The following is a 23,802-nucleotide window of genomic DNA, read 5'->3' as shown; positions in this document are numbered from 1 at the left end:
CTACACTCCTTCGCATGGGTTCTGCACCGTCGTCGACTTTGTGTGGGAAGCCGGTGGCGACGGACAGGGCGCTGGTGATGGCGATCGTCAATCGCACGCCGGATTCCTTCTACGATCGCGGCGCGACGTTCTCCGACGAGGCGGCGATGGCGGCGGTGGCCCGCGCGGTCGCCGAGGGGGCCGATCTGGTGGATATCGGCGGGGTGAAGGCCGGCCCCGGCGACGAGGTCGACGCGACGGAGGAGACGCGGCGGGTGGTGCCGTTCGTGGCCGCCATTCGGCAGCGATATCCGGATCTGCTGATCAGCGTCGACACCTGGCGCAGTGCGGTGGCGCGGGCCGCGGTGGCCGAAGGCGCGGATCTGATCAACGACACCTGGGCGGGCGCGGATCCGGACCTGGCCGGGGTCGCGGCGGAGCTGGGCGTGGGCATCGTGTGCAGCCATACCGGCGGCGCGCAGCCGCGTACCCGTCCGCACCGGGTGGGCTATGCCGATGTGGTGTCGGAGGTGACCGATACCCTGGTGCGGGCCGCGGAGTCGGCGCGGGCAGCAGGGGTGGCCGCGGACTCGATTCTGATAGATCCGACCCACGATTTCGGAAAGAACACCTATCACGGGCTCGAACTGTTGCGTGCCGTGGACATTCTTGTAAAAACCGGATGGCCGGTCTTGATGGCGCTGAGCAATAAGGATTTCATCGGAGAGACCCTTGGTGTCGGTCTGGCCGAGAGATTGGAGGGGACACTGGCGGCCACCGCATGGTCGGCCGCATCCGGCGCCCGGGTCTTCCGAGTGCACGAGGTCGCCGCAACCCGGCGCGTCGTGGACATGATCGCGGCGATTCAGGGCATCCGGCCCCCCGCACGAACCTTGCGAGGTCTGGTATGACGTTCGATTGGACTGCCACGAATACGTGGGATCGGCCCCGGTGGGCGATCGACGAATTGATCGACGCGAAGGACGGGCGCACCGTATCGGTGGTGCTGCCCGCATTGAACGAGGAGCGCACCGTCGCCGAGGTGGTGGCCAGTATCCGGCCGCTGTTGGGCACGCTCGTCGACGAGTTGGTGGTGCTCGACTCCGGTTCGGAGGACGCGACCGCGGAGCGTGCTCGTGCCGCGGGTGCGCGCGTGGTCAGTCGTGAACAGGCGGTGCCGGAACTGGAACCGGTGCCGGGGAAGGGGGAGGTGCTGTGGCGGTCGCTGGCGGCGACCTCCGGTGATCTGGTGGCCTTCGTCGACTCGGATCTGATCGATCCGGACCCGATGTTCGTGCCGCGGCTGCTGGGCCCGTTGCTGACCGTCGACGGGATGCATCTGGTGAAGGCCTACTATCGCCGACCGCTGCGCCAGGGGGAAACGGTGGACCACCACGGTGGCGGCCGGGTCACCGAGCTGGTGGCGCGCCCGCTGCTGGCGGCGTTGCGTCCGGAGCTGGCAACCCTGATGCAGCCGCTGGGTGGTGAGTACGCGGGTACCCGGGAGCTGCTCACGGCCGTGCCCTTCGCTCCCGGCTACGGCGTGGAGATCGGTTTGCTGCTCGATACTTTCGACATGCTGGGCCTGTCCGCGATCGGCCAGGTGAATCTGGGTGTGCGCGCCCACCGCAACCGCCCGCTGTTGGACCTGGGTGTGATGAGCCGCCAGATCCTCGGAACCGTCCTGGGCCGCAGCGGCATTCGCGACTCCGGCGCCGCACTGACCCAATTCCCCCTGGTAGACGAGGAATTCACCCCCACCACCACAGCAGTCGACCTGGCCGACCGCCCCCCGATGAACACCCTCCGCCCCACCCGCGCCGCCGCCTGAACGCAGACGACGGCCCTGCCCGGAGCCTGCACCACACCGGCGACGTCCCCACTGCCGGAACACTTCCCCGAGCGTTGCACCTACTCATGGGTTTCGGCCCGCCTCGATTTTGGAGCGACGGAGGGAGGGAGCGAAGCGACTGACCGGAGGAGTGAAAAATCGAGGCCCGAAGGGCCGAAGCCCCGCCGCAGCGAAGCGGAGGCCAAAAACACAGCAAATCGAGGCCCAGGGGGCCGAAACCCCGCGGCGGCGGAGCCGTCGCAGATATTTCAGTGCCGGTAGATGGGGGTCAGGAGGTCGGCTTCCAGTGGTTCGCCGGTGGTGCGGTCGTACCGTATGCCGACGACGGTGGAGAAGGCGCGGGTTTCGGCTCGTTCGTGCAGGGTTGCGAGCCGGGTGGCGAGAAGGCGTATCGCGCCGAGTGATCCGGGGGGATGGAGTCCGTCGATGACGAGGATGGTGCCGTGCCGGTCGGGGCGTGGCAGCCGGGCCAGGTAGGCGATGTCGTAGGGGTCGGTGCCGCCGGGCCGGTAGATGCGGCGGGCGGCGCGGTCTTCGATGGCCCGTCGGACTCGGCCGGCCCGGGCGGCGCTGCGGTGCAGGCGGGGGTCGGCGGCGACGAGATAGCGCAGGCTGGGCGACAATTCGGGGCCGCCCAGGACGATGAGTCCGTCGCGGTCGAGATGGAGTGGCCGGCCGGGCAGGAATCTTTCGACGGTGACGGTGAATCCGAGTTCGCGCAGTAGTTCTGCGAGCCGGGTGGGTGCGGCCGGGTCGGGGGCGCCGATCAGTGGTGCGGTGCGAGTGGCGGCGCGCTGGTCGGGGGTGATCACGGTGAGCGGTCCGTGGCCGAAGAAGAGTCCTTCGGGGACGGGCCCCTGGCTGCTGACCTGGTGGATTCGGGCGCGTGAAAGGCCCGCCGCCGCACCGATCTTGGCGAAGGTCCAGCCGTCGTCGTGGAGGTCACGGATGACGGCTCGGCGGATCCTGGTGAGCTCGTTGATGGCCTGCTGGGCCGCCGCGACCCCGTCGGTGGCAGCCTTGAGTCGCTCGACCTTGTCTTCGATGGCGAATATCCGTGCCACCTCGTCGGCTGACATGTGCGAATTTTAGATAGCTTGACGCCGGAATGTGTCTAGTCCGGTTGACGCATTCGCGCCAGAGGGATGAATCGATCGAGCGCACCGGGCATTTCGGTGCCGACGGCGGCGCCGGTCGAGGCGGGTGGTCCGCCGCCGATCAGGTGGCGTCGAAATCGATCGGTGGTTTCTCGTTGCGGTCGAGTGGTTTCGGTGCTTCGGGTACCGAATAATTCGGTGGGGTGCCGGAATTCGCTGGTCCGGACTGTCCGTTCCCCGAATTCGGCGAATCGAAGTTTCCGGTGAACAGCGACTCGTCACCGTCGAAGAGGTGTTTGGTCACCATCGACCGCGGTGTCATACCGCGCAGACCTTCGAGGGGTTTGCGTAATTCGTTGAGTTCCTCGAGCGGTTTGCGCAGCTCATCGATCTCCGGTCCGAAATCGTTGCGCAGCTGGCTGGTGGCGCCGGAGGCGTAGTCGCGGACCTGACGCAAACTTTGCGCGGTCCAGCGAATCGCCCCCGGAAGCCGTTCCGGGCCGAGAATCACCAGCGCGGCGACCACCAGGATCACCATCTCGGGCCAGCCGATATTGAACATAAGACCAGGCTACTGGGGCGGCTGCGGTGCGTTCTTATCGGATTCCAGCGTGACCGGCACATTCACCTGTCGGCCGTCGCGGATCAGCTCCACATTCACGGTCTCTCCGATCTGCCGGGTGCGGACCGCGACGGTCAGCTCGGCAGGTTCGGTGACCTGCCGTTCTCCGACCTTGACGATCACGTCACCCTCTGTGATTCCGGCCTTGGCGGCTGGGCTTCCCTGCACCACGTCGGCCACTGCGGCGCCGCTCATCGCCTCGTTTTCCACCGGTTGGGTCTTGGCGCTGACCCCCAGCCAGGGGTGGTACACCACGCCGTCCCGGATGAGGGTCTGCGAGATGCGAGTGACGAGGTCCACCGGGATGGCGAAACCCAGGCCGACCGAGCCGCCGCTTTCGCTGCGAATGGCGGTATTGATGCCGATCAGCCGGCCTTCGCCGTCGACCAGCGCGCCGCCGGAGTTGCCGTGGTTGATCGCGGCGTCGGTCTGCACGGCGTCGAATGCGCCGGAGGTGTCGTCGCCGGCCTCCGGGCTCTCGACGATGGCGCGATCGAGCGCGCTGACGATACCCGAGGTCACGGTCTTGTTCAGGCCCAGCGGGGAGCCGATGGCGAGTACGTCGTCACCCACCTGGACGTCCCCGGATTTGCCGAGCCGGGCGACGGTGAGGTTCTGCACGTCGACCTTGAGTACCGCGAGGTCGGTCTTGGGGTCGCGTCCGACCAGCCGGGCGTCGGACCTGGTGCCGTCGGAGAAGGTCACCTGGATCTTGGCCTTGCCGGACTTGTCCTGGGCGGCCATCGAGATGACGTGATTGTTCGTGACGATGTAGCCGTCTTCGCCGATGACCACCCCGGATCCCAGCGCGCCGTTGTCGCCGAGGGTTTCCCGGATCGACACCACGGACGGCAGCACCGCGTCGGCGACCTTGGCGACCTGGCTGTGTGGTTTATCGGAGTTGTCGTCCTGCTGCAGGGTGACCTTGCTGGAGGTCAGTGCGGAGGTGCTCTCCGCGGTGAACCGGCCCACGAGGCCGCCGACCAGCCCTACCGCCAGCGCCAGCACACCCAGGACTGCCAGGGCCTTGGGGGCCACCCGGCTGCCGAACAGCACCTCGCGGGTACTGAGCTTCGCGGCGGGCGGCAATTGCTGTGTGGTGGGGGTGTGGACCGCGGGCGCGCCGAGCCGGGCGGCGGCCTCGGGGTCGCGCCAGGGATCGGGCGGGGTACTGGGTGCGGTGTCGCCGGTGACGGCATCGGGATCGCGTTGCAGCAACTCCTCGGAACCCGCGGGCCGCCCGAAGGCTTCGGCCAGGACGGCGTCCGGCGGGCGGTTCACCAATTCGGTGGAGTCGTGGCGTGCGGCCGGCGTGGCGGCGGCAGCGGTGGGTGCGAACGATCCGGCCTGTCCCTCGGGACGGCGGAAGGCACGTGCGGTGTGTTTATCGATGTCCGGGCGATACACCGGGCGCGGCCCCAGAACGGGCGCGTCCGACGGCCTCAGGTTCCCCCTGTTGGCCGCCGAATCCGATGGTGTGGACGGCGTCGATTCGGTGGTCACGTCGTGAACTCTACTTGCGCCACCAGCCGGTCCAACGCCTGCTCTCGAAACCGATTTCTCGATAACTCGTGCCACGAGACATATTTTCGGGACTACTTCCGGTCGGATTGGCCAGCGGAATTCGACTCAGGGAGTCGTGGAGATCGATCGGGGCGGAAATCTGCATTTGCGCCGCGCGCCGCAGCGCCACCCGGGTCTGCTGTTGTGCCTCGACTTCTGCCGCGCATTCCGGGCAGCGGGACAGATGTTCGGCAGCGCGCAGATAGGCGTTCATTCTCAGCTCGCCGTCCACATAGGCGACGACGGCCTCACTGGCCAGGTGCTCGGTGGGGGCGAAACGACCCTCGCCAGTCATACGGATGCACACCCTTCCGACGGACTACAGCTTCGCCGGGAACATGTCGCGGCGCAGTGTCCGCTGTTACCCGACCTTCTCCTCAGCGGCGAGCCGCTGCTGAGAACCATTATGCGCAAGGTACTCCCGCAATGCCTGACGGCCGCGATGGATACGGCTGCGCACGGTGCCCAGTTTCACTCCGAGGGTAGCGCCGATTTCCTCGTATGACAGACCCTCGATATCGCAGAGCACGACGGCGGCACGGAATTCCGGTGCCAGGGCGTCGAGTGCGCGCTGCAGGTCGGGATCCAGCCGGGCGTCGTGATAAAGCTGCTCGGGCCCCGGACCGTCGGAGGGAACTCGCTCGTAGTCCTCCGGAAGCGCCTCCATACGGATGCGATTTCGTCGGCGCACCATATCCAGGAACAAATTCGTGGTGATCCGGTGTAGCCAGCCCTCGAAGGTGCCGGGCTGGTAGTTCTGCAGGGAACGGAAAACGCGGATGAACGTGTCCTGGGTCAGGTCCTCGGCGTCCTGCGGATCGCCGGTGAGGCGATAGGCCAGCCGGTAGACCCGGTCGGCGTGTTCGCGCACCAGCTCGTCCCACGACGGCATCATGGTGCGGTCGCCGGTGGCATCGAACGCCGCGGTTCCACTCAGGGCGTCGTCGTCGGGTTCGATTTCTTCCGCGGTATCGCTGACGACCAGCAGTGCGCCGTGGGCGTCGTCGGTGTCGGGCCCGGTCGCCACGCCGGGCAACTCGTAGTCTGCCGAGACACCGGTAGGTAGCCTCGACTCGGGCAGGGTGGCGTACTCACGCGCCGCATCGACCTTGTGGATGGGGTGACCTCCTACTCGGGACCGCGGAAGACGCACAACGACTGTTGATCGTTGCCTACCGGGTACAACCCGCGACCAGGTCACGGTGTTCCCGGGCGCCGTCCTGCGATCGGTCGGCCCTTGCTCGGTACTTACTCTGGCGGTTCCCGATGTGTCGGTGGTATGGGGATGCTGAGGGACACCTGAGAAAAACAGGGACTGCCGTAGCGCTCCCGGGCCGCGACGCCGTTAGCCTCGTACTCGTGAGCCACATCCCAGCGGCATCAGCCCTGCAGCGCAACCTCGCCTACGTGGAAGAGTCCGTGGTCGAAGACGAGATCCTCAACGCCGCGCGCGAGCGGGCCACCGAGCTGGGCGTCGCCCCCGTGCCGCCGTCGGTCGGCGCGTTGCTCAGTATGTATGCCCAGCTCCTGGGCGCGCGAGCGGTGGTCGAGGTCGGCACCGGCGCGGGGATCAGCGGGTTGTGGTTGCTCGACGGGATGCGCGAGGACGGCACGCTGACCACCATCGACTTCGAACCCGAACATCAGCGCGCGGCGAAGGATGCCTTCCGGGCGGCCGACATCGCGCCGGCGCGTACCCGGCTGATCAACGGCAGTGCCCTCGACGTGTTGCCCCGGCTCGCCGACGGCGCCTACGACCTGGTCTTCATCGATGCCTCGCCGGTCGAGCATCCGCAGTATGTGGAGCAGGGAGTGCGGCTGTTGCGCGAAGGTGGGGCGGTGTTGATGTACAACGCGCTGCTGGGCGGGCGCGTCCCCGATCCGGAGCAGCGGGACGCTACGACCCAGGCAGTGCGTGCGGCGACCCGCTGGGTGGCCGAGGATCCGGATCTGACGAGTGTGCTGATACCGGTCGGTGACGGGTTGCTCTGCGCCTCGCGGGGGTGAGGAACGCGCCGCGCGCGGAGTGGGAAGTGTTCGTGCGGCGCGAGGTAGTTCTACGTCGAATGTGACATCTTTCTCCGTGCGGGGTGCGGATTGAACAGATGTTTAGTACATTGAACGTGTGTTTAGTCCAGCGGAAGCGTCCACCTCGGATCTCAGCACCCCGGCCCGGATCCGGGAGGCCGCGATCGTCGTCTTCGGCAGCGAAGGCTTCGGGGTGGGTGTGCGGGCGATCGCGAAGGCCGCCGGTGTCTCGCCCGGACTGGTCAATCACCACTTCGGCTCGAAGGACGGGTTGCGTGACGCCTGTGATGCTCACGTTCGGTCGATAATCCGCGCCGCGAAGACCGAATACCTCGAACACCCGACACCGAGCGCGACGCTCGCTGCGCTCGCCGAGATCGAGGAGTATGCGCCCTACATCGCCTATCTGATGCGCAGTTTCCAAGCCGGGGGTGCGCTCATGGTGGCGATGTTCGAACAGATGCGCGCGGACGCGCGGCAGCATCTCGAGGTGGGAATTGCGTCCGGCGCGCTACGGCGGCCCACCGATATCGGCGCCACCGCGAACTATCTCGCGATCCAGAACGGTGGTGGCTTACTTCTTTTCCTGCAGCTCTACGCCGCCGGCCACGACGGAGCTGTGGACTATCGAAAAGCACTGCGCGAGTACGCCGATCAAATGATGCTGCCGGCCGTGGAGGTCGGTACACACGGTCTGTTCGCCGACTCGGCGGTGCTGGACTCACTACTCGCCGAACAATAAAACCTTCGTCTCGCAAGGAGATTCGATGTCATCGGCAATCGATGTCCAGAAGTTGGGCAAGAATTTCGGGTCGGTGTGTGCCCTGGACGGTCTGGATCTGACCGTCGCCGAGGGGGAAGTACACGGCTTTCTGGGCCCGAACGGCGCCGGCAAGTCGACCACTATCCGCATTCTCCTCGGCATTCTGTCCCGCACGTCGGGACAGGCACGGGTGCTCGGCCGCGACCCCTGGCAGGACGCGGTCGCGTTACATCGCGATATCGCCTATGTGCCGGGTGATGTCACCCTCTGGCCGTCGCTGTCCGGCGGTGAGACCATCGATCTGCTGGCTCGGATGCGCGGCGGGATCGACACGACCCGGCGGGCCGAGCTGATCGAGCGGTTCGAACTCGATCCGAGCAAGAAGACGCGGACCTATTCCAAGGGGAACCGGCAGAAGGTCGCGCTGGTCTCGGCCTTTTCCTCCCAGGCGCGCTTGCTGCTGCTGGACGAGCCGACCTCGGGACTGGACCCGTTGATGGAGCAGGTTTTTCGAGACTGCGCCCGTGAGGCGGCCGAACGTGGTGTGACGGTATTGCTGTCGAGTCACATCCTGTCCGAGGTGGAGGCGCTGTGTACGCGGGTCACCATCATCCGTGCGGGTAAGACCGTGGAGAGCGGAACCCTGGCCGAACTGCGGTACCTGAGCCGGACCTCGATCACGGCCGAATTGATCGGCGATCCGGGGGATCTCGGCGCGATCGAGGGAGTGGAGGACATCGCCCTCGAGGACCGGACGTTGCGGTGTCAGGTCGACAGTGAGCATCTCGGCGAACTGATCCGCCTACTCGGCGATGTCGGGGTGCGCAGCCTGGTCAGTGCCCCGCCGACGCTGGAAGAACTGTTCCTGCGCCACTATTCGACGAACGGCGACCGTAGCGCCGTAGACGCGGGGCGTCGGGCGTCCGAACTGACCGAGGTCACGAAATGACCACCGCGACGGTTCCCGGCGCGCCACGCGTCTTCGCCGAGTCCGCCGACCGGCATTCGGAATTCACCGGCACCGCACAGCTTCTGCGGCTGTACCTGCGCCGCGACCGCATCGTGGCCCCACTGTGGGTACTGCTGCTGTCGCTACCACTGGGCAGCGTCTACGTCTCCAGCGTGGACAAGTTGTACTCGACACCCGACGAGCTGCGCACCTTCGCGGACAGCATCCTCGCCAGCCCCGCTCAGCTGGCGATGTACGGCCCGATCTACAACGCCACGCTCGGCGCCACCGGAGTGTGGAAGGCCGGGATGTTCTACACACTGATCGGCATCGCAACCATTCTGACGGTTGTCCGCCACACCCGGGCCGAAGAGGAGACCGGGCGGGGGGAACTGCTGGCCTCGACCAGGGTGGGCCGTTTCGCGGGCTTGACTGCGGCGCTGGTGATGACCTGCGGCGCCTGCGTGGTTGCCGGAGTGATCGCCGCGCTGAGTATCACCGCCGCGGGCGTTCCCGCCTCCGGGGCTCTCGCCTTCGGGGCCGCGCTGGCCGGGGCCGGAATGGTGTTCGCCGCTGTGGCCGCGGTGACCGCCCAGCTCAGCACCAGTGCGCGGGTGGCGCGTGGCATCGCGCTGGCGGTGCTCGCGGTGACATTCACGCTGCGCGCGGTGGGCGATGCGCGTGCCGCGGACGGACCGGCCGACCTGCTGACCTGGCTCTCACCGCAGGGGTGGTCGCTGCAGGTCCGCCCGTTCGCCGGGGACCGATGGTGGGTGCTGCTGTTGCACCTGGCGGCCGTGGTGGTGTTGACCGGGATCGCCTTCACCCTGCTGCGTCGCCGCGATACCGGTGCCGGACTGATCGCCGAACGTCCGGGTCCGGCACGGGCTTCGGTGTTGCTGAGCGGACCCGGCGGGCTGGCGTGGCGGTTGCAGCGCGGCACCTTCCTGGCCTGGACGGCAGGGCTCGCGATATACGGAGTGATCATCGGCAGCGTCGTACACGGTATCGGGGACACGATCGGAGCCGGCACCGCGGTGCGCGACATCGTGGCACGCCTGGGCGGTTCGGCCGGCGTGGAGCAGGCATTCGTGAACATCGCCTATTCGATGGTCGGGTTGGCTGCGGCGGCCTACTCGATTTCGGCGGCGCTGCGCCTGTACTCCGAAGAGAACAGTCACGGTGCCGAGACGATCCTCACCGGCGCGGTCGGCCGATGGCGCTGGCTGGCAACACATCTGGTGTTCGCTCTCGGCGGTCCCGCGATTGCGCTGTTCGTGTCGGGGCTGCTCGGCGGGCTGGCCTACGGGATCGCGGCCGGTGATGTCGGCGGCATGCTCGGGCAGACACTGGGGGTGGCGATGATCCAGCTTCCCGCGGTCTGGGTGTTCACCGCGGTGACCGTGCTGCTGTTCGGCCTCGTGCCGCGCTGGACCCCGGTGGCATGGGGGGTCCTGACCGCTGCGGTCGCGGTGTACCTGCTGGGTGCCGTATCGGGTGTGCCGCAATGGGTTCTGGATCTGAACCCGTACGGACATCTGCCGAGACTGCCGGGCGGTGAGTTCCGAGTGACACCGGTGATCGTGCTGATCCTGGTCGCGGTGGCGCTGATCGGTATCGGTGCGCTCGGCTGGCGGCGCCGTGATCTGCGCTGACCTGGTGGTCCAATGATCGACCGAAACCCGGGCCGCCGTCCGGCTGCCGCGCAGCCTTCCGACCGGATATTATTGTCACGGTGGGTGATTCGGCGGCCGGGGGAGGCACAGTGGTATCGGGAGATGCGGTGGACGGGGGAGGCCGGGTATGTATTCGCGCGGAGTCCTGATCGAGGTAGCCCCCCGCAGCTGGCTGATTCTGGGCCTGCTCGGGCTGGGTGCGGCGGTGTGTGTGGCGCTGCTCGTCATGTTGTTGGTCGGCAGCGACCGGTTCGACGACTCGTCGCAGCAGCGTGAGGTTCCGCGGGGTACCTGCGAGCCCTTCTGCTACGACACCGGGAGCCCCGGTGTGACCGTTGCGCCGCCCCCCGCGCAGTATCCGATGCCCGGACGCTGACGGCCGTCCCGCCCGGGCACCTACACCCAGACGCCCTTGCCGACGGTGACCACACCGCCGTTGCTGACCGCGAACCGCTCGCGATCACGACTCAGATCGACCCCGATGATCTCGCCCTCGCCGACCATCACGTTCTTGTCCAGGATCGCGTGCCGCACCACCGCGCCCCGGCCGATCCGCACCCCCGGCATCAGCACACTGCCCTCGACGGTCGCACCGTCCTCGATCAGCACATTCGAACTCAGCACCGAATTACGCACCGTCGCCGCGGACAAAATACTGCCGGCTCCGACTATCGATTCCTGGGCCAGACCGCCCTGGGCGAATTTCGCCGGTGCCAGATTCTCCGCGGCACCGCGAATCGGCCAGTGGCGGTTGTAGAGATTGAAGATCGGATGGACCGAAACCAGATCCATATGCGCCGCGTAGAAGGCGTCGATGGTTCCCACGTCCCGCCAGTAGCCGCGATCACGGTCGGTGGAACCGGGAACATCGTTGCGGGCGAAGTCGTACACCCCGGCCTGGCCCTGTCCGACGAGCGTCGGAATGATGTCGCCGCCCATATCGTGATCGGAATCGACATCGTCGGCATCGGCGCGAATAGCGTCGACCAGCACCTTGGTGGTGAAGACGTAATTGCCCATCGAGGCGAAAGTGGTATTCGGATCGTCGGGGGTGCCCGGTGGGTGGACCGGTTTCTCCAGGAATTGGGTGATGCGGCCCGATTCGTCGGAGTCGATACAGCCGAATCCGCCGGCCTCGCTGCGCGGCACCCGGATCCCGGCCACGGTGACACCAGCACCGGATTCGATGTGATGAGCCACCATCTGCTCCGGATCCATGCGGTAGACGTGATCGGCGCCGAACACCACGATGTAATCGGGGTCCTCGTCGTAGATCAGATTCAGCGATTGCATGATCGCGTCGGCGCTTCCGGTATACCAGCGCGGCCCCAGCCGTTGTTGCGCCGGAACAGGGGTGATGTATTCCCCGCCGAAACCCGACAGCCGCCAGGTCTGAGAGATATGGCGATCCAGCGAATGCGACTTGTACTGGGTGAGGACACAGATACGCAGATATCCGGCGTTGACGAGATTGGAGAGCACGAAATCGATCAGGCGGTAGGCGCCCCCGAACGGGACCGCCGGCTTGGCGCGGTCCTTGGTGAGGGGAAAGAGTCGTTTACCCTCACCACCGGCTAGCACTACCACGAGTACGTGCGGCTGGCTCCTCACGAACTTCAACCTACCGGTCGTGGTCGGCGCGTGTCCCAGGCCCGGTGGGGACGGGCGTGGTGACCGGGACCCGGTGCGCCGACGCGCGCGGCAGCGATTAGGTTGGACCGGTGAGTTCCGCGGATGGCGGCCGCGAGCCGACACCACCGGTGGACCCGAACCGGCTCCGGGTTGCGATGCTGACACGTGAATATCCCCCCGAGGTGTACGGCGGGGCGGGGGTACATGTCACCGAGCTGTGCGGGCGGTTGCGACGGCTGTGCGATGTGACGGTGCACTGTATGGGCGTCGAACGTGCCGAGGCGGTGGTACACCAGCCGGATCCGATGCTGTATGCCGCGAACTCCGCGCTGCAGATGATGTCGGCACAGCTACGAATGGCCGATGCGGTCGGTCCGGTGGACCTCGTCCACTCGCACACCTGGTACACCGGCCTGGCCGGCCATCTGGCGGCATCCCTGTACGACATTCCGCACGTCCTGACCGCGCATTCGCTGGAACCGCGCCGACCGTGGAAGGCCGAGCAACTCGGCGGCGGTTACCGGCTGTCGTCGTGGTCGGAACGGACGGCGATGGAGAACGCCGACGCCGTCATCGCGGTCAGTGCGGGGATGCGCCGCGATGTGCTGGAGGCCTATCCGGCAGTCGACCCGGCGCGCGTCCACGTCGTGCACAACGGTATCGATACCGCGGCCTGGTTCCCCGGGGGCCCGCTCGACGGGGAGCGCGATGTGCTGACCGAACTCGGTGTCCGGCCCGATGCACCCATCGCCGCCTTCGTCGGCCGGATCACCCGGCAGAAAGGGGTCACACACCTGCTGGCCGCGGCCCGCGACATCGACCCCGATATCCAGCTGGTGGTGTGCGCCGGCGCCGCCGACACGCCGGAACTCGAGGCCGAGGTGCAGCGTGCGGTGGCCGAGCTCGCCGAGACCCGCGGCGGGGTGTTCTGGGTCCGCACCATGCTGCCGACCGAACAGGTTCGCCAGATCATGGCCGCCGCGACGGTCTTCATCTGCCCCTCGGTGTACGAACCACTCGGCATCGTGAATCTGGAGGCGATGGCCTGCGGTACCGCGGTCGTCGCCTCGGATGTGGGAGGTATTCCGGAGGTGGTGGCCGACGGGCAGACCGGCCGACTGGTGCATTACGACCCCCGCGCGCCGCGCGCGTACGAACAGGATCTGGCCGCGACCGTCAATACCCTGGCCGCCGACCCCGCCATCGCGGCCCGGTTCGGCGCGGCCGGCCGGGCACGGGCCACCGCGGAATTCGGCTGGTCGCAGGTCGCCGCACGCACCGCCGAGCTCTACCGCCGCATCCGCAACCGATGATCGTGCGGTCTCAACGGCGGTAGGTGGTCACCGTCACCGAGGCCGTGACCGTCACGCTCTGCGGAAGTGTCGCGATCGCCTGTCTGCGGGAGTCGCTGTGATGGTGGGCGGAGGGGCCCATACCGGCAACCTGCTCGACGGCGTCGTGGTCGAGTGTCATCCGATACTCGACCGGCACGCTGTCGACCTGCGTGAACCGGTCGGACATGGCCGCGGCCAGCCGCCGGTCCTTATCCGGCTGCACCCGCACCATCTCCAGGGGCGTGATCAGTTCGCGTAGATGGTTCCGAGTGGGAGTGACCACGACGAAGAGTCCGCCGGGGACCAGGATCCGCGCCACCTCGTCGGGGTTGCGCGGCGCGAAAACCGACAACACACGGCTCAGAGCGGCATCGCGGAACGGGAGACCACGCCACACGTCGGCCAGGATCGATGCGGCGCGTGGATGTACCCGGGCCGCACGACGCGCGGCCGCCTTGGACACGTCCAGGGCGATACCGTGAGCATCCGGCTCGGCAGACAGGAGGGCGGCAAGGTAATAGCCGGTTCCGGCACCCACCTCGAGGGTGGGGCCGGGAGGTATCTCCGGACCTGTCGCCGCCCGGTTCACGGCCTCCGCGATGGGGGTGAAATGACCCGCGAGCTGGAACCGGGACCGTGCCTCCAGCATCTGCGCGCTGTCCCCGGTCATCTTGGTTGCCGCGCCGGACAGCAAGCTGACATAGCCCTGTCGCGCGATATCGAAGCTGTGACCGTTCGTGCACACCACGCGTCCGCCGTGCACCGCGACACCTGCGGCACAGTGTGGACATGCCACTGCCGGGGCGACCGCGGTCAGCGGTGCGGTGGCCGGATCACCCATACGAACGACGGGTACGGGCCGACGGTAGCTCGGCTGGACAAGCGAGAACCGCGCGGATCCGGCCCTCGCGAGGCCAGGATCCGCGCGCAGGTGTTCGCGCCGGCAAATTCGTCACCGGTTGTTTCGGTTGGGTCGAGCGACTAGCTGGTGACCGCGGTGAGCTCTTTACCCAGAGCTTCCGCTTCCTCCGGCGTGAGCTCGACGACCAAACGCCCGCCACCCTCGAGTGGAACCCGCATGACGATTCCACGCCCTTCCTTGGTTGCCTCGAGGGGACCGTCCCCGGTGCGGGGCTTCATGGCCGCCATCCTCTGCTCCCTCCAGATCCGCGCGGTCTGCTGCGCACTTCTCGGAATCGATGTGTTGTCACCAACAGGCAGCCGCCGGACGCGCGGAACGCGTCCGGCGGGCTGCACCACGTCTATTGTTCCTCATCACGGATCCGCACGGGTACCTGAGTTCGAAAACCGACCGGCGTGGCGCGGGATCAACGTCGCAGATCGACCCAGCAATCGGCGATATGGTCGTCGACCATTCCGGTTGCCTGCATCAGCGCATAGGCGGTGGTCGGGCCGACGAACCGGAATCCCCTTCTCTTGAGTTCCTTTGCGAGAGCGGTGGATTCAGGTGTGACGGCGGGCACGTCCGAGAGCGCGAGCGGCCGTCTGCGCACCGGCGGGGCGAACGACCACAGCAACTCGTCCAGCCCGCCGTCCAGCTCCCGGGCGATTTTTGCGTTGGCGATACAGGCCAGAATTTTGGCGCGATTGCGCACGATGCCGGGATCGGTCAGCAGCCGGGCGACCTCCTCGTCACCGAATTCGGCGACGCGATCGATGACGAAGCCGTCGAACGCGGCCCGGAACGCGGGCCGTTTACGCAGGATGGTGATCCAGGACAGGCCCGACTGGAACGCCTCGAGGCACATCCGCTCGAACAGCGCGTCGTCACCGTGCAGCGGACGACCCCATTCCTGGTCGTGATAGTCGCGATACAGCTGTGAGCCGACCGACCAGCCACAACGGACCCGGCCGTCCGACTCGAGTGCTTCCGCCACCGTCACCGTGCCGTTCCCGGGGCATCGTAGGGGCCACCGGGCTGCGTCCCGGGCAGCGGCGGGGGAGCCCAGCCGTTCGGGTCGGCAGGTGCGCTCGGATAGGGCTGCGGAGCCGGTTCCGCCGGGAACGCCCCGCCCGCGGTGTGTGGTGCCGCACCCGGGGGTGATGCCATGGGTGCCGCGCCGTCCTGACCCACCTGCGCGGTGCCGGCGGGCCCGATGCCGCCGGGGTGGACGGCATCGCCGAGAGAGGATCCCGTGCTGTCAGGGGCGGCCGTGGCGATGTCGGGCGGTGATGTGAGCGCGGTGCCGGGTGGTGCTGCGGTGTCGGGTGCCGCTGTGACCGCCGAGCTGGGTGCCGGTGCGGTGCCGGCCGACGATTCGACTGCAGTGCCGGGTGCCGCTGCGGTGCCGGGTGGTGATGCGACTGCAGTGCCGGGTGCTGCTGTGGTGTCGGGTGGTGACGTGACCGCTGTGCTGGGCGCCCCTGTGGCGATTTCGGGTGGCGATGTGACTGCAGTGCCGGGTGCTGCCGTGGTGATCCCCGGTGACGAAGTCGTTGCGGTGGTATCGGATGCGGCGCGGGGTCCGCCGAATCCGGCATCCGGTGGTCCGGGTACACGCTGCGGGAGACCGGCGAGCCCCGGCCCGGGAGTGAGGGCTGCCGACGTCGGGGTGGCCGGTCCGGGTGTGGCTGGGAATCCCGGTGTGGCTGGGAATCCGGGCGTGGCGGCGAATCCGGGGGCGGCTGGGAATGCCGGTCCGGCGGCAAAGCCTGGTGCGGGCGCGAATCCTGGTGCGGGGCTCGCGTAACCGGTGCCGAAATTCATCGCGGTGCCACCGGTCGGCCCCTGCGGGCCGGTATCCGGTGTGTCCGTCGTCGGGTGCGGGTGCGGGTGCGGGTGCGGGTGCGGGTGAGCGGTGGACGCGCCCGGCGCCGGATCGGTCGGCGTGGACAGCGTGCCCGGAGCCGGTGGGCCGGCCGGAGTGGCAGCCGACGTGGGGGGCAGGCCTTGCGCCAGTTGCGCTTCCAGCTCATCGATGCGGGCGGCCAACCGGCTCAGTGCCCAGTCGACCTCACCTGCTTTGTACCCGCGGAAGACCTGCTGAAATCGCAGTGCGCGCACATCGGCACCGCGAATCCCGCCGGCCGGCAGCACCGTCACGGTAGTCCCCTCCGGCAGCGGGCCGAGTTCCTCCCCGCGCCCGAATACCGCACTGGCCACCAGGAACAGCAAGGCGGCAACCAGGCCGACGATGAGCACGTACAGCAGCAGCGTGAGCATAGGTCGAGGATAGGTGGCGCCGCCGACACCCCGACCCGCAGCCGACACCGAAGGACGGCAGCCGTGGTTTCGCCGGTGGTCGGGTTGTGGGGTGAGGACACCGCCCTGCCCCTGTCGATGGTGATGATCTCGTCGATGGTGCCGGTGGTCTTGGCCCTCGTCGTCCTGCCACGTGGCGAATCGGCGGAGCGGTAGGCCGCTTATTGTTGCTCGCCTCGGCGAGTCGGCACGGATATGGCGAGAGCCCCGGTACCGCGCAGGTGCCGGGGCTCTCGCCGTTCGAAGTCGCGCTACTACATGTGGCGGGTGGTGTCGATACTCAGCGACATTCCGGCCAGGCCGCGGCGGCGTACCGCCAGCTTGTCGGCGATGTCCCGCAAGGCCTGAGCGGCGGGATTCTCCGGTTCACGCAGCACGATCGGGGTGCCCTCGTCGCCGGATTCGCGCAATTCCTGCGTGATGGGGATCTGGCCGAGCAGCGGCACCTCGGCGCCGACCGCACGGGTGAGCCGATCGGCCACCGACTGTCCGCCGCCCTCGCCGTAGAGCGCCATCCGGGAGCCGTCGGGCAGGTCCAGCCACGACATGTTCTCCACCACACCGGCGATGCGCTGGCGGGTCTGCAGGGCGATCGCTCCGGCGCGTTCGGCGACCTCCGCGGCCGCCGGCTGCGGCGTGGTGACGACCAGGATTTCCGCGTTGGGGATCAGTTGGGCGATGGAGATGGCGACGTCGCCGGTCCCGGGCGGCAGGTCCAGGAGCAGCACGTCCAGATCGCCCCAGAACACGTCCGCGAGGAACTGTTGCAGCGCGCGGTGCAGCATCGGACCGCGCCACACCACGGGCGTATTGCCCTGGGTGAACATCGCGATCGAGATGACCTTCACGTCGTGCGCGACCGGCGGCATGATCATTCGCTCGACCTGGGTCGGCCGCTGATCGGTACCGAGCATCCGGGGGACCGAATGGCCGTAGATATCGGCGTCCAGAACGCCTACCGACAGTCCCCGCTCGGCGAGTGAGGCTGCCAGATTCACTGTGACACTGGACTTTCCGACCCCACCCTTACCCGAGGCAACGGCGTAGACCCTGGTCAGCGAGCCGGGCTGGGCGAACGGAATGACCGGCTCGGCGGAATCACCACGCAACTGTTTGCGTAGTTCGGTGCGCTGCTCGTCGTTCATCACGTCCAGCTCGACGCTCACGGCGCCGACACCGGCCACATCGGCCACCGCCTTGGTGACCATGTCGGTGAGTTTGGTACGCAGCGGGCAGGCTGCGGTCGTCAGGTAGATCTCGACATGGACGCTGCTGTCGTCCCGGACGGTCACGCTCTTCACCATGCCGAGTTCTGTGATCGGCTTGCGGATCTCCGGGTCGTCCACCTTTGCGAGTGCACCCCGCACATCCGTTTCCGTAACCACTGGCATACCGCCGAGTCTAGCGACCGCAGTGACGCGCCTGGAGGCGGTAGCTTGCGTCACCACGGAGGGCGCCACGGAGGTCGCCGTGGTTACCGTCCGCAGTGACGCGCCTGGAGGCGGTAGCTTGCGTCACCACGGAAGGCGCTGCGAAGGCGCCCGCCCGTGCTGTCTCAGATGCGTGGCAGGTCGCCGGCGTTGGGGGCGACGCCGGTGCGGTAGGCGACCTCCCAGGCCATCACGTTGGCGACGTAGGCCATCGAGTTGTTGTAGCGCATGATCGCCTTGGACTGCTGTGACAGATCCGACATGTCCAGGCCGCCCGAGCACAGGTAGTTCCCCGTGGTGAGGGCGGCGTCGAACAGGTTCTGCGGGTCGGCGATGCCGTCGCCGTCGCCGTCACCGGCGTAGTGGCGCCAGGTTTCGGGCAGGAACTGCATGGGTCCGACGGCGCGGGTGTACCCCTGCATACCGCCGTCGAGTTCGTCGCCGCTGGCGGCGACGACGTTGTTGCCCGCGAGGCTGCCGTCGAGCACCGGCCCGTAGATGGGGTCGAGTGTCACGCCTTTGGCGTCGGCTTTGCCGTACGCGTGGTGTGATTCGACCTGTCCGATGCCGGCCAGGACCGACCACGGCATGTGGCAGTCCGGCTGTTCCTGCGCGAGGATCCGTTCCGCGTTCTGGTAGGCCTCGTAGGCGATGCCCGGAATGCCGTTGGGGCCGTCGGGTAGATCCGCGGCGACGCGGCCGTCGGGCTGTGCAACGGTTTTCACGATCGGCGGCCCGGGATGTTTTGCGGCCAGGAGCATTTCGTCCGCGCCGGGCGTCGCTTCGACGATTTCCTGCTGGTCTTCGGAAGGGTGCTGCGGCAACGCCACCGCGGCGAATTCGCCGGTGTTGACCTCGGCGGCGGAGGCGCCGACGGCGACCAGTCCCGCGGGTACCAGCCCGGTGAGGGCGATGACAGATCCACGTCGGACAGGTGTAGCCGACTGCTTACGGTGACGTCCCACGATGTGGTGACCCTCCAATGCTCGCTGTGAGCCTTTCGTGACACAACGAGATCAGATTACCGCATCCGAGACCTTTTCGTTACTGCTTCGTGACCGCTCATCCTGTTTGACCCGAAAATCCCTGTGCCGTCCGGCTTCTGCCGACCCGCCGACCTGCAGTTACTGCGGAGGCGCCGGCGGTGCGGGCAGCGGGATCACGATGCCGAACGGCAGCGTGATGCCCGGCTGCGGGGTCGGCGCCGGGGGTGCGGCCGGTGCGGGTGCGGCACCCGCCGGGCCGGGTTCCGGTGTCTTGGAGGGCATCTGCTGTTCCGGTGTGGGGGCGGGCGCAGGTGCCGATTCCGGCGCGTCCTTCGGGTGCGCCGGTGCGCCGGGCTGCTGTCCGGGATCCGGTTGTCCTTGCGGCTGTGTACAAACCGGAGCCCCCGGCTGTTGCGGTGCGTTGGGATCAGCGGCCCGATCGGCCGGTGCGTTCGGATCGGGCGGGTTGGCGCCGGCCGGCTGCGCCGGATCACCCGCGGCCCAACGCTGCGTCTCGGCCGGCGCGGCCGGCTGTCCCGGCTGCGGCATCGGCGCCGGCACGGCCGCTGGATCGCAGGGGTTGCGCTGCGGAGGCGGCGGGCAGAAGATCCCGCACGGAATCGGCGGCAGCCCGGGGATATTGATCATCACCTGGGTCTGCTGCTGTTGCTGCGGTGTCGGGGTGGTCGCCTGCGACGGCGGTGCGGCGGGCGGCGCCATATTGTTGTTCGCCGCGAGGATGTCGGGCGCGCCGGACGGTGCCTGCATGGTGCCGGGCGGAATCAGCTCGGGGGCGATGTCCACCTGGGTCGGTGCGCCGCCGGTCTTGTAGGCGCGCGACCAGCTGAGCACATTGGCCGCATAGGACATCGAGTTGTTGTACCGCAGGACCGAACGCAGCTCCTGCTGCGGATCGCGTAGATCCATACCGCCCGAGCACAGATACTTGCCGGCACCCAGCGCGGCGTCGAAGACGTTGTTCGGGTCCGCCACGCCGTCGCCGTTACCGTCGGAGGAATAGTGCGCCCAGGTACTCGGCAGGAACTGCATGGGGCCGACCGCGCGCACGTAGTTGCCGTCGGCGGCCTTGATGACCTCGTTACCCGCCAGCGTGCCGTCCAGAGAAGGACCGTAGATGGTGCCGATGGTGGTGCCGGCCGCGTCGGTATGCCCGTGGCGGGCGTGGTTGGACTCGATATGACCGATACCGGCCAGCAGACTCCAGCTCAGCCCGCAATGCGGATCCGTGGCTTGCAGTGTCAGCTCCGCGTTGCGGTAGGCGGCGAGCACCAGCTCCGGGATACCGAAGGCGCCGTTACCTCCCGGCAACGAGATGTCCTGCAACGGGACCGTCCCGCTGAACAACGGCGCCCCCGGTTGGGGCGCCGTCATGGCTCGGAGTTTGCGGGGTGGCTCGGGAGCCGCCGGGACCAGCCCCGCCGACTGCGCTTCGGAGTTGCCGGCCTCGGTGGGTGAGGTCGCCGCGGCCAAGCGCGCCTCGGGCGCCTTGGATTCCCCCGTGTCGACGGTCGTGTGCGCCGCCGAACCTGTAGCAACCAAACCTGCAACCACCAGCGCCGATACGGTAATCGGTCCAGATATTCGCATCGGCACAACCAATCCCCTCGTAGTCATTGGGTGACCCGTTTCGCGCGGGCCGCCACGGACAACGTGATCCAGATTACCTGTCGGTCAGCTAGTTGTTATCGATAATTGCGGTCAGCCGCCATCTATTTGAGGCGAAATTGATACCCGACCCCTCTTTCGATCGGTACTTTTCTTGGACTTTGGCGTCTCGACAGCATCTTCGTCGTCCAGGGGCGTCTGTAGTTGGAGCCGCGCCAGCGCGTCTTTGATGTCTTCGAGTTCGCGGCGCAGGTAGTCACGGGTGGCGACCTCGCCGACGGCGATCCGCAGGGCGGCGAGTTCGCGTGCCAGGAACTCGGTATCGGCCTTGGTCTGCGCCGCCCGGCTCCGGTCCTCCTCGAGCGCGACCTTGTCGCGGTTGTCCTGCCGATTCTGGGCCAGCAGGATGAGCGGTGCGGCATAGGCGGCCTGGGTGGAGAAGGCCAGGTTGAGCAGGATGAACGGGTAGGGGTCCCACCGCAGGCTGACTGCGAAGACATTCAGCCCGATCCACACGACCACGATGACCGTCTGTATCAGCAGATAGCGGCCGGTGCCCAGGAACCGCGCCACCGTCTCGCTGCCGCGGGCGACCGCCTCGGCGTCGATCTCGAAGCGGAAGCGCGAAGCGACCGGGGTTTCCAGCCGCGGGCGGGCCAGCGGCTTGTCGGAGCGCGTGCGTTCGCTGCGTTCACTCATCGCGGCGACTCTCCCACCTGGGTGCCCGTGTGTACGACCGCCATGCCGGAGGGATCCTCGTCCTGCTCGCGCCAGTCCTCGGGCAACAGGTGGTCGAGGACGTCGTCGACGCTGACCGCTCCGAGCAGGTGGTTCTCCTCGTCGACCACCGGTCCGCAGACCAGGTTGTAGGTGGCGAAGTACCGGGTGACGGCGGTGAGTGCGGCATCGGGGTGCAGCCGCGCCAGATCGCTGTCGACCAGACCGCCCACCAGCGTCGCCGGCGGTTCCCGCAGCAGCTGCTGGGTGTGCACACAGCCGAGGTACCGGCCGGTCGGCGTCGCGGTCGGTGGGCGCACCACGAAAACCATCGACGACAGTGCCGGGGTCAGATCGGGGTCGCGGATCCGGGCCAATGCCTCGGCGACGGTGGCCGCCGGGGTGAGAATCACCGGTTGCGGCGTCATCAGACCGCCCGCGGTATACGGCGAATATTCGAGCAACCGCCGAACCGGTTCGGACTCCTCGGGGTCCATCAGCGACAGCAGTGCCTCCGCTTCGCCGGTCGGCAGTCCGCCGAGCAGATCGGCGGCATCGTCGGGGTCCATCGCCTCGAGCAGATCCGCCGAGCGCTCGACTCCCAGCTGTTGCAGCATGTCGACCTGGTCGTTCTCCGGCAATTCCTGCACCACGTCGGCGAGCCGGTCGTCGTCGAGCGCACGGGCCAGTTCGATGCGCCGTTTCTCCGGTAGCTCGCGCAGCAGATGAGCCACATCGGCCGGGCGCAGCCCCTCGAACTGTCCGAGCAGCTGGGTGACGTCCTGCCCGGGCAGGTTCAGTTCCTGCTGCGTCAATCCGCGCACATCCGACCACTCGACCACGTGCACCTCGCGGCGCCGGCCCAGCCGCCGATGTCCGCGCACCGCGACCCGCGACACCACCCAGTCGCGGGTGCGGCTCTGCTCGATGCCCAGATCGACCACGAAGACGTCCACCCCTTCGAGGTCGGGAAGCTCGGGATCGGTGACCCGCACCTTCGAGTCCAGCACCTGCGCCAAACCCAGCATTTCGCCGTGCCGCTGTTCGAAGCGGCGCAGGCTCACCGTGCCGGTGTTGAGGTTCACCGAGTTCGGCTTGATCGCGTTGACCCGCAGCATCGGTACGAAAATGCGTTTACGGGTGGGCAATTCGACCAGCAGGCCGAGGACTCGGGGTTGCTGTCGGTCGTATCGGATGGAGATCACCACATCGCGCAGGCGACCGATAGACTCGCCGTCCGGACCCAGTACCACCAGGCCCGCCAGCCTGGCGGCGAAAACTTTCGTTGCTGCCATGACTGCAAGGCTATAAGGCCATGCGGTGCAGCCTCGTGTCAAACCTCAGGAGCCGCCCATGTCAACGCGTCGTTCGGTGCTCGCCGTACCCGGCAGTAATCTCCGGATGATCGATAAGGCCAAGGGTTTGCCGGCCGACGAGATCTTCCTGGACCTCGAGGATGCGGTCGCGCCGCCGGCCAAATCGGCCGCCCGCGCCAATATCGTCGCCGCGCTGAACTCGCCCGGTTGGGGGAATCAGATCAAGGTGGTGCGGGTCAACGACTGGACCACCGAATGGACCTACGCGGACGTGATCTCGGTGGTCGAGGGCGCCGGCCGGGATCTGGACGCAATCCTGCTGCCGAAGGTCACCGATGCCGGTCAGGTGCAGGCACTGGATCTGCTGCTGACCCAGTTGGAGAAGGCCAACGGCCTCGAGATCGGCCGCATCGGGATCGAACCGCAGCTCGAGAATGCCCTGGGCCTGCGTAATATCGATGCGATCGCCACCGCGAGCCCGCGGGTGCAGACACTGGTATTCGGCCCGGCCGATTTCATGGCCAGTATCAATATGCGCACCCTGGTAGTGGGCGAACAGCCCGAAGGCTACGCACCCGGCGACGCCTACCACCACATTCTGATGACCATTCTGCTCACCGCCCGCGCCCACGGGCTGCAGGCCATCGATGGCCCCTACCTGCAGGTTCGCGATCTGGACGGCTTCCGCCGCGCCGCATCGCGCACTGCTGCCCTGGGATTCGACGGCAAATGGGTGCTGCATCCCACCCAGATCGACAGCGCCAACGAGATCTTCAGTCCGCGCCAGGCGGACTACGATCGCGCCGAGGAGATCCTGGACGCCTACGCCTTCCACACCTCCACCGAGGGCGGCGCCCGCGGCGCGGTGATGCTGGGCGACGAGATGATCGACGAGGCGAGCGCGAAAATGGCACAGGTCGTCGCGGAGAAGGGGCGTGCGGCCGGAATGTCGCGCACGACCAGCTTCGTGCCTCCGGAACAGTAGCGGGGGATGTACCCGGTCCGGGCC

25 protein-coding genes are annotated in these 23,802 nt (G+C 67.6%); 10 read left to right on the top strand and 15 right to left on the bottom strand.

The features are described 5' to 3' along the window. The first annotated feature begins 14 nt into the window (after nucleotides 1-14). Both folP and NV2_RS03870 read left to right on the top strand, forming a co-directional pair. Nucleotides 15-890, top strand: a complete 876-nt coding sequence (folP, locus tag NV2_RS32110; RefSeq protein ID WP_067869476.1) for a dihydropteroate synthase — start codon at nucleotides 15-17, stop codon at nucleotides 888-890. Further along, entirely contained in the window at nucleotides 887-1,810 is a 924-nt protein-coding gene (locus NV2_RS03870) for a glucosyl-3-phosphoglycerate synthase (RefSeq protein ID WP_067869473.1), read from the top strand. The genes folP and NV2_RS03870 overlap by 4 nt, the downstream gene beginning before the upstream one ends. Before the next feature lie 269 nt (nucleotides 1,811-2,079). On the opposite strand, the gene NV2_RS03865 is transcribed toward NV2_RS03870, so the two are convergent. The 5 genes from NV2_RS03865 to sigE form a co-directional block, all read right to left on the bottom strand. After that, nucleotides 2,080-2,910: a hypothetical protein gene (locus tag NV2_RS03865; RefSeq protein ID WP_067869470.1), complete on the bottom strand. Its 831-nt coding sequence runs from the start codon at nucleotides 2,908-2,910 to the stop codon at nucleotides 2,080-2,082. Nucleotides 2,911-3,049: 139 nt separating this feature from the next. Then, nucleotides 3,050-3,490 (bottom strand): Sec-independent protein translocase protein TatB, encoded by a 441-nt coding sequence (gene tatB / locus NV2_RS03860; RefSeq protein WP_067869467.1) that lies wholly within the window; start codon nucleotides 3,488-3,490, stop codon nucleotides 3,050-3,052. 9 nt (nucleotides 3,491-3,499) lie between these two features. Beyond that, nucleotides 3,500-5,053 carry a S1C family serine protease gene (locus NV2_RS03855; protein ID WP_067869464.1) on the bottom strand — a complete coding sequence of 518 codons (1,554 nt, stop codon included), beginning with the start codon at nucleotides 5,051-5,053 and terminating at the stop codon, nucleotides 3,500-3,502. Between the two features lie 10 nt (nucleotides 5,054-5,063). After that, nucleotides 5,064-5,408: an anti-sigma factor gene (locus NV2_RS03850; RefSeq protein ID WP_067869461.1), complete on the bottom strand. Its 345-nt coding sequence runs from the start codon at nucleotides 5,406-5,408 to the stop codon at nucleotides 5,064-5,066. A gap of 66 nt (nucleotides 5,409-5,474) precedes the next feature. Then, the gene (gene sigE, locus NV2_RS03845) at nucleotides 5,475-6,098 is read right to left on the bottom strand and encodes an RNA polymerase sigma factor SigE (RefSeq protein ID WP_067870276.1); all 624 of its coding nucleotides are present in this window, start codon (nucleotides 6,096-6,098) and stop codon (nucleotides 5,475-5,477) included. Between the two features lie 383 nt (nucleotides 6,099-6,481). Between sigE and NV2_RS03840 the strand changes: the two genes are divergently transcribed. The 5 genes from NV2_RS03840 to NV2_RS03820 all read left to right on the top strand — a co-directional run bounded on the left by NV2_RS03840 (nucleotide 6,482) and on the right by NV2_RS03820 (nucleotide 10,905). Beyond that, nucleotides 6,482-7,120: an O-methyltransferase gene (locus tag NV2_RS03840; RefSeq protein ID WP_245662458.1), complete on the top strand. Its 639-nt coding sequence runs from the start codon at nucleotides 6,482-6,484 to the stop codon at nucleotides 7,118-7,120. Between the two features lie 109 nt (nucleotides 7,121-7,229). After that, entirely contained in the window at nucleotides 7,230-7,883 is a 654-nt protein-coding gene (locus NV2_RS03835) for a TetR/AcrR family transcriptional regulator (RefSeq protein WP_373863535.1), read from the top strand. A 25-nt stretch (nucleotides 7,884-7,908) separates the two neighbouring features. Next, nucleotides 7,909-8,853, top strand: coding sequence for an ABC transporter ATP-binding protein (locus NV2_RS03830; RefSeq protein WP_067869455.1), 945 nt, complete (start codon nucleotides 7,909-7,911; stop codon nucleotides 8,851-8,853). Further along, nucleotides 8,850-10,508: an ABC transporter permease gene (locus NV2_RS03825; RefSeq protein WP_067869452.1), complete on the top strand. Its 1,659-nt coding sequence runs from the start codon at nucleotides 8,850-8,852 to the stop codon at nucleotides 10,506-10,508. Before NV2_RS03830 ends, NV2_RS03825 begins: the two co-directional genes overlap by 4 nt. A 148-nt stretch (nucleotides 10,509-10,656) precedes the next feature. Next, nucleotides 10,657-10,905, top strand: a complete 249-nt coding sequence (locus tag NV2_RS03820) for a hypothetical protein (protein ID WP_067869449.1) — start codon at nucleotides 10,657-10,659, stop codon at nucleotides 10,903-10,905. Between the two features lie 20 nt (nucleotides 10,906-10,925). Here the strand turns inward: NV2_RS03820 and glgC are convergent, their stop codons facing one another. Then, a complete protein-coding gene (glgC, locus tag NV2_RS03815) occupies nucleotides 10,926-12,140 on the bottom strand; it encodes a glucose-1-phosphate adenylyltransferase (RefSeq protein WP_067869446.1) in 1,215 nt (404 codons plus the stop codon). A 176-nt stretch (nucleotides 12,141-12,316) separates the two neighbouring features. Here glgC and glgA point away from each other — a divergent pair, with 176 nt between their 5' ends. Continuing rightward, nucleotides 12,317-13,474, top strand: a complete 1,158-nt coding sequence (gene glgA, locus NV2_RS03810; protein ID WP_067869442.1) for a glycogen synthase — start codon at nucleotides 12,317-12,319, stop codon at nucleotides 13,472-13,474. A gap of 10 nt (nucleotides 13,475-13,484) precedes the next feature. On the opposite strand, the gene NV2_RS03805 is transcribed toward glgA, so the two are convergent. The 4 genes from NV2_RS03805 to NV2_RS32935 form a co-directional block, all read right to left on the bottom strand. Beyond that, a complete protein-coding gene (locus tag NV2_RS03805) occupies nucleotides 13,485-14,336 on the bottom strand; it encodes a putative RNA methyltransferase (protein ID WP_067869439.1) in 852 nt (283 codons plus the stop codon). 140 nt (nucleotides 14,337-14,476) lie between these two features. Further along, nucleotides 14,477-14,644, bottom strand: coding sequence for a DUF3117 domain-containing protein (locus tag NV2_RS30630; RefSeq protein WP_084473937.1), 168 nt, complete (start codon nucleotides 14,642-14,644; stop codon nucleotides 14,477-14,479). Nucleotides 14,645-14,823: 179 nt separating this feature from the next. Next, nucleotides 14,824-15,399, bottom strand: a complete 576-nt coding sequence (locus NV2_RS03795) for a DNA-3-methyladenine glycosylase I (RefSeq protein WP_281198519.1) — start codon at nucleotides 15,397-15,399, stop codon at nucleotides 14,824-14,826. Further along, entirely contained in the window at nucleotides 15,396-16,679 is a 1,284-nt protein-coding gene (locus tag NV2_RS32935) for a DivIVA domain-containing protein (protein ID WP_373863532.1), read from the bottom strand. Before NV2_RS32935 ends, NV2_RS03795 begins: the two co-directional genes overlap by 4 nt. A gap of 63 nt (nucleotides 16,680-16,742) precedes the next feature. Between NV2_RS32935 and NV2_RS32615 the strand changes: the two genes are divergently transcribed. Continuing rightward, nucleotides 16,743-16,874, top strand: a complete 132-nt coding sequence (locus NV2_RS32615; protein ID WP_281198518.1) for a hypothetical protein — start codon at nucleotides 16,743-16,745, stop codon at nucleotides 16,872-16,874. A gap of 98 nt (nucleotides 16,875-16,972) precedes the next feature. Here NV2_RS32615 and NV2_RS03785 read toward each other — a convergent pair whose 3' ends face one another. From NV2_RS03785 to NV2_RS03765, 5 genes are all read right to left on the bottom strand, one after another. Next, a complete protein-coding gene (locus NV2_RS03785; RefSeq protein WP_067869434.1) occupies nucleotides 16,973-18,109 on the bottom strand; it encodes an Mrp/NBP35 family ATP-binding protein in 1,137 nt (378 codons plus the stop codon). Nucleotides 18,110-18,273: 164 nt separating this feature from the next. Beyond that, a complete protein-coding gene (locus NV2_RS03780) occupies nucleotides 18,274-19,113 on the bottom strand; it encodes a lytic transglycosylase domain-containing protein (RefSeq protein ID WP_067869432.1) in 840 nt (279 codons plus the stop codon). Between the two features lie 159 nt (nucleotides 19,114-19,272). Next, nucleotides 19,273-20,694, bottom strand: a complete 1,422-nt coding sequence (locus tag NV2_RS03775) for a lytic murein transglycosylase (protein WP_373863531.1) — start codon at nucleotides 20,692-20,694, stop codon at nucleotides 19,273-19,275. 159 nt (nucleotides 20,695-20,853) lie between these two features. Then, nucleotides 20,854-21,459: a DUF1003 domain-containing protein gene (locus NV2_RS03770; protein WP_067869427.1), complete on the bottom strand. Its 606-nt coding sequence runs from the start codon at nucleotides 21,457-21,459 to the stop codon at nucleotides 20,854-20,856. After that, entirely contained in the window at nucleotides 21,456-22,772 is a 1,317-nt protein-coding gene (locus NV2_RS03765) for a magnesium transporter MgtE N-terminal domain-containing protein (protein WP_067869424.1), read from the bottom strand. Before NV2_RS03765 ends, NV2_RS03770 begins: the two co-directional genes overlap by 4 nt. Nucleotides 22,773-22,830: 58 nt before the next feature. Between NV2_RS03765 and NV2_RS03760 the strand changes: the two genes are divergently transcribed. Then, the gene (locus tag NV2_RS03760) at nucleotides 22,831-23,778 is read left to right on the top strand and encodes an HpcH/HpaI aldolase/citrate lyase family protein (protein ID WP_067869421.1); all 948 of its coding nucleotides are present in this window, start codon (nucleotides 22,831-22,833) and stop codon (nucleotides 23,776-23,778) included. Nucleotides 23,779-23,802: the final 24 nt, after the last annotated feature.

Source organism: Nocardia vermiculata NBRC 100427 (assembly GCF_001613265.1).
In the GTDB taxonomy this organism is placed as follows: domain Bacteria; phylum Actinomycetota; class Actinomycetes; order Mycobacteriales; family Mycobacteriaceae; genus Nocardia; species Nocardia vermiculata.
The sequence above is the reverse complement of the archived record's forward strand: the minus strand, read 5'-3'. Positions and strand labels throughout refer to the sequence as shown.

Coding starts and splice junctions, on each gene's coding strand:
- folP (WP_067869476.1), top strand. CDS start 15: ATGGGTTCTGCACCGTCGTCGACTTTGTGTGGGAAGCCGGTGGCGACG.
- NV2_RS03870 (WP_067869473.1), top strand. CDS start 887: ATGACGTTCGATTGGACTGCCACGAATACGTGGGATCGGCCCCGGTGG.
- NV2_RS03865 (WP_067869470.1), bottom strand. CDS start 2,910: ATGTCAGCCGACGAGGTGGCACGGATATTCGCCATCGAAGACAAGGTC.
- tatB (WP_067869467.1), bottom strand. CDS start 3,490: ATGTTCAATATCGGCTGGCCCGAGATGGTGATCCTGGTGGTCGCCGCG.
- NV2_RS03850 (WP_067869461.1), bottom strand. CDS start 5,408: ATGACTGGCGAGGGTCGTTTCGCCCCCACCGAGCACCTGGCCAGTGAG.
- NV2_RS03830 (WP_067869455.1), top strand. CDS start 7,909: ATGTCATCGGCAATCGATGTCCAGAAGTTGGGCAAGAATTTCGGGTCG.
- NV2_RS03825 (WP_067869452.1), top strand. CDS start 8,850: ATGACCACCGCGACGGTTCCCGGCGCGCCACGCGTCTTCGCCGAGTCC.
- NV2_RS03820 (WP_067869449.1), top strand. CDS start 10,657: ATGTATTCGCGCGGAGTCCTGATCGAGGTAGCCCCCCGCAGCTGGCTG.
- glgA (WP_067869442.1), top strand. CDS start 12,317: ATGCTGACACGTGAATATCCCCCCGAGGTGTACGGCGGGGCGGGGGTA.
- NV2_RS03805 (WP_067869439.1), bottom strand. CDS start 14,336: ATGGGTGATCCGGCCACCGCACCGCTGACCGCGGTCGCCCCGGCAGTG.
- NV2_RS30630 (WP_084473937.1), bottom strand. CDS start 14,644: ATGGCGGCCATGAAGCCCCGCACCGGGGACGGTCCCCTCGAGGCAACC.
- NV2_RS32935 (WP_373863532.1), bottom strand. CDS start 16,679: ATGCTCACGCTGCTGCTGTACGTGCTCATCGTCGGCCTGGTTGCCGCC.
- NV2_RS03785 (WP_067869434.1), bottom strand. CDS start 18,109: ATGCCAGTGGTTACGGAAACGGATGTGCGGGGTGCACTCGCAAAGGTG.
- NV2_RS03770 (WP_067869427.1), bottom strand. CDS start 21,459: ATGAGTGAACGCAGCGAACGCACGCGCTCCGACAAGCCGCTGGCCCGC.
- NV2_RS03765 (WP_067869424.1), bottom strand. CDS start 22,772: ATGGCAGCAACGAAAGTTTTCGCCGCCAGGCTGGCGGGCCTGGTGGTA.
- NV2_RS03760 (WP_067869421.1), top strand. CDS start 22,831: ATGTCAACGCGTCGTTCGGTGCTCGCCGTACCCGGCAGTAATCTCCGG.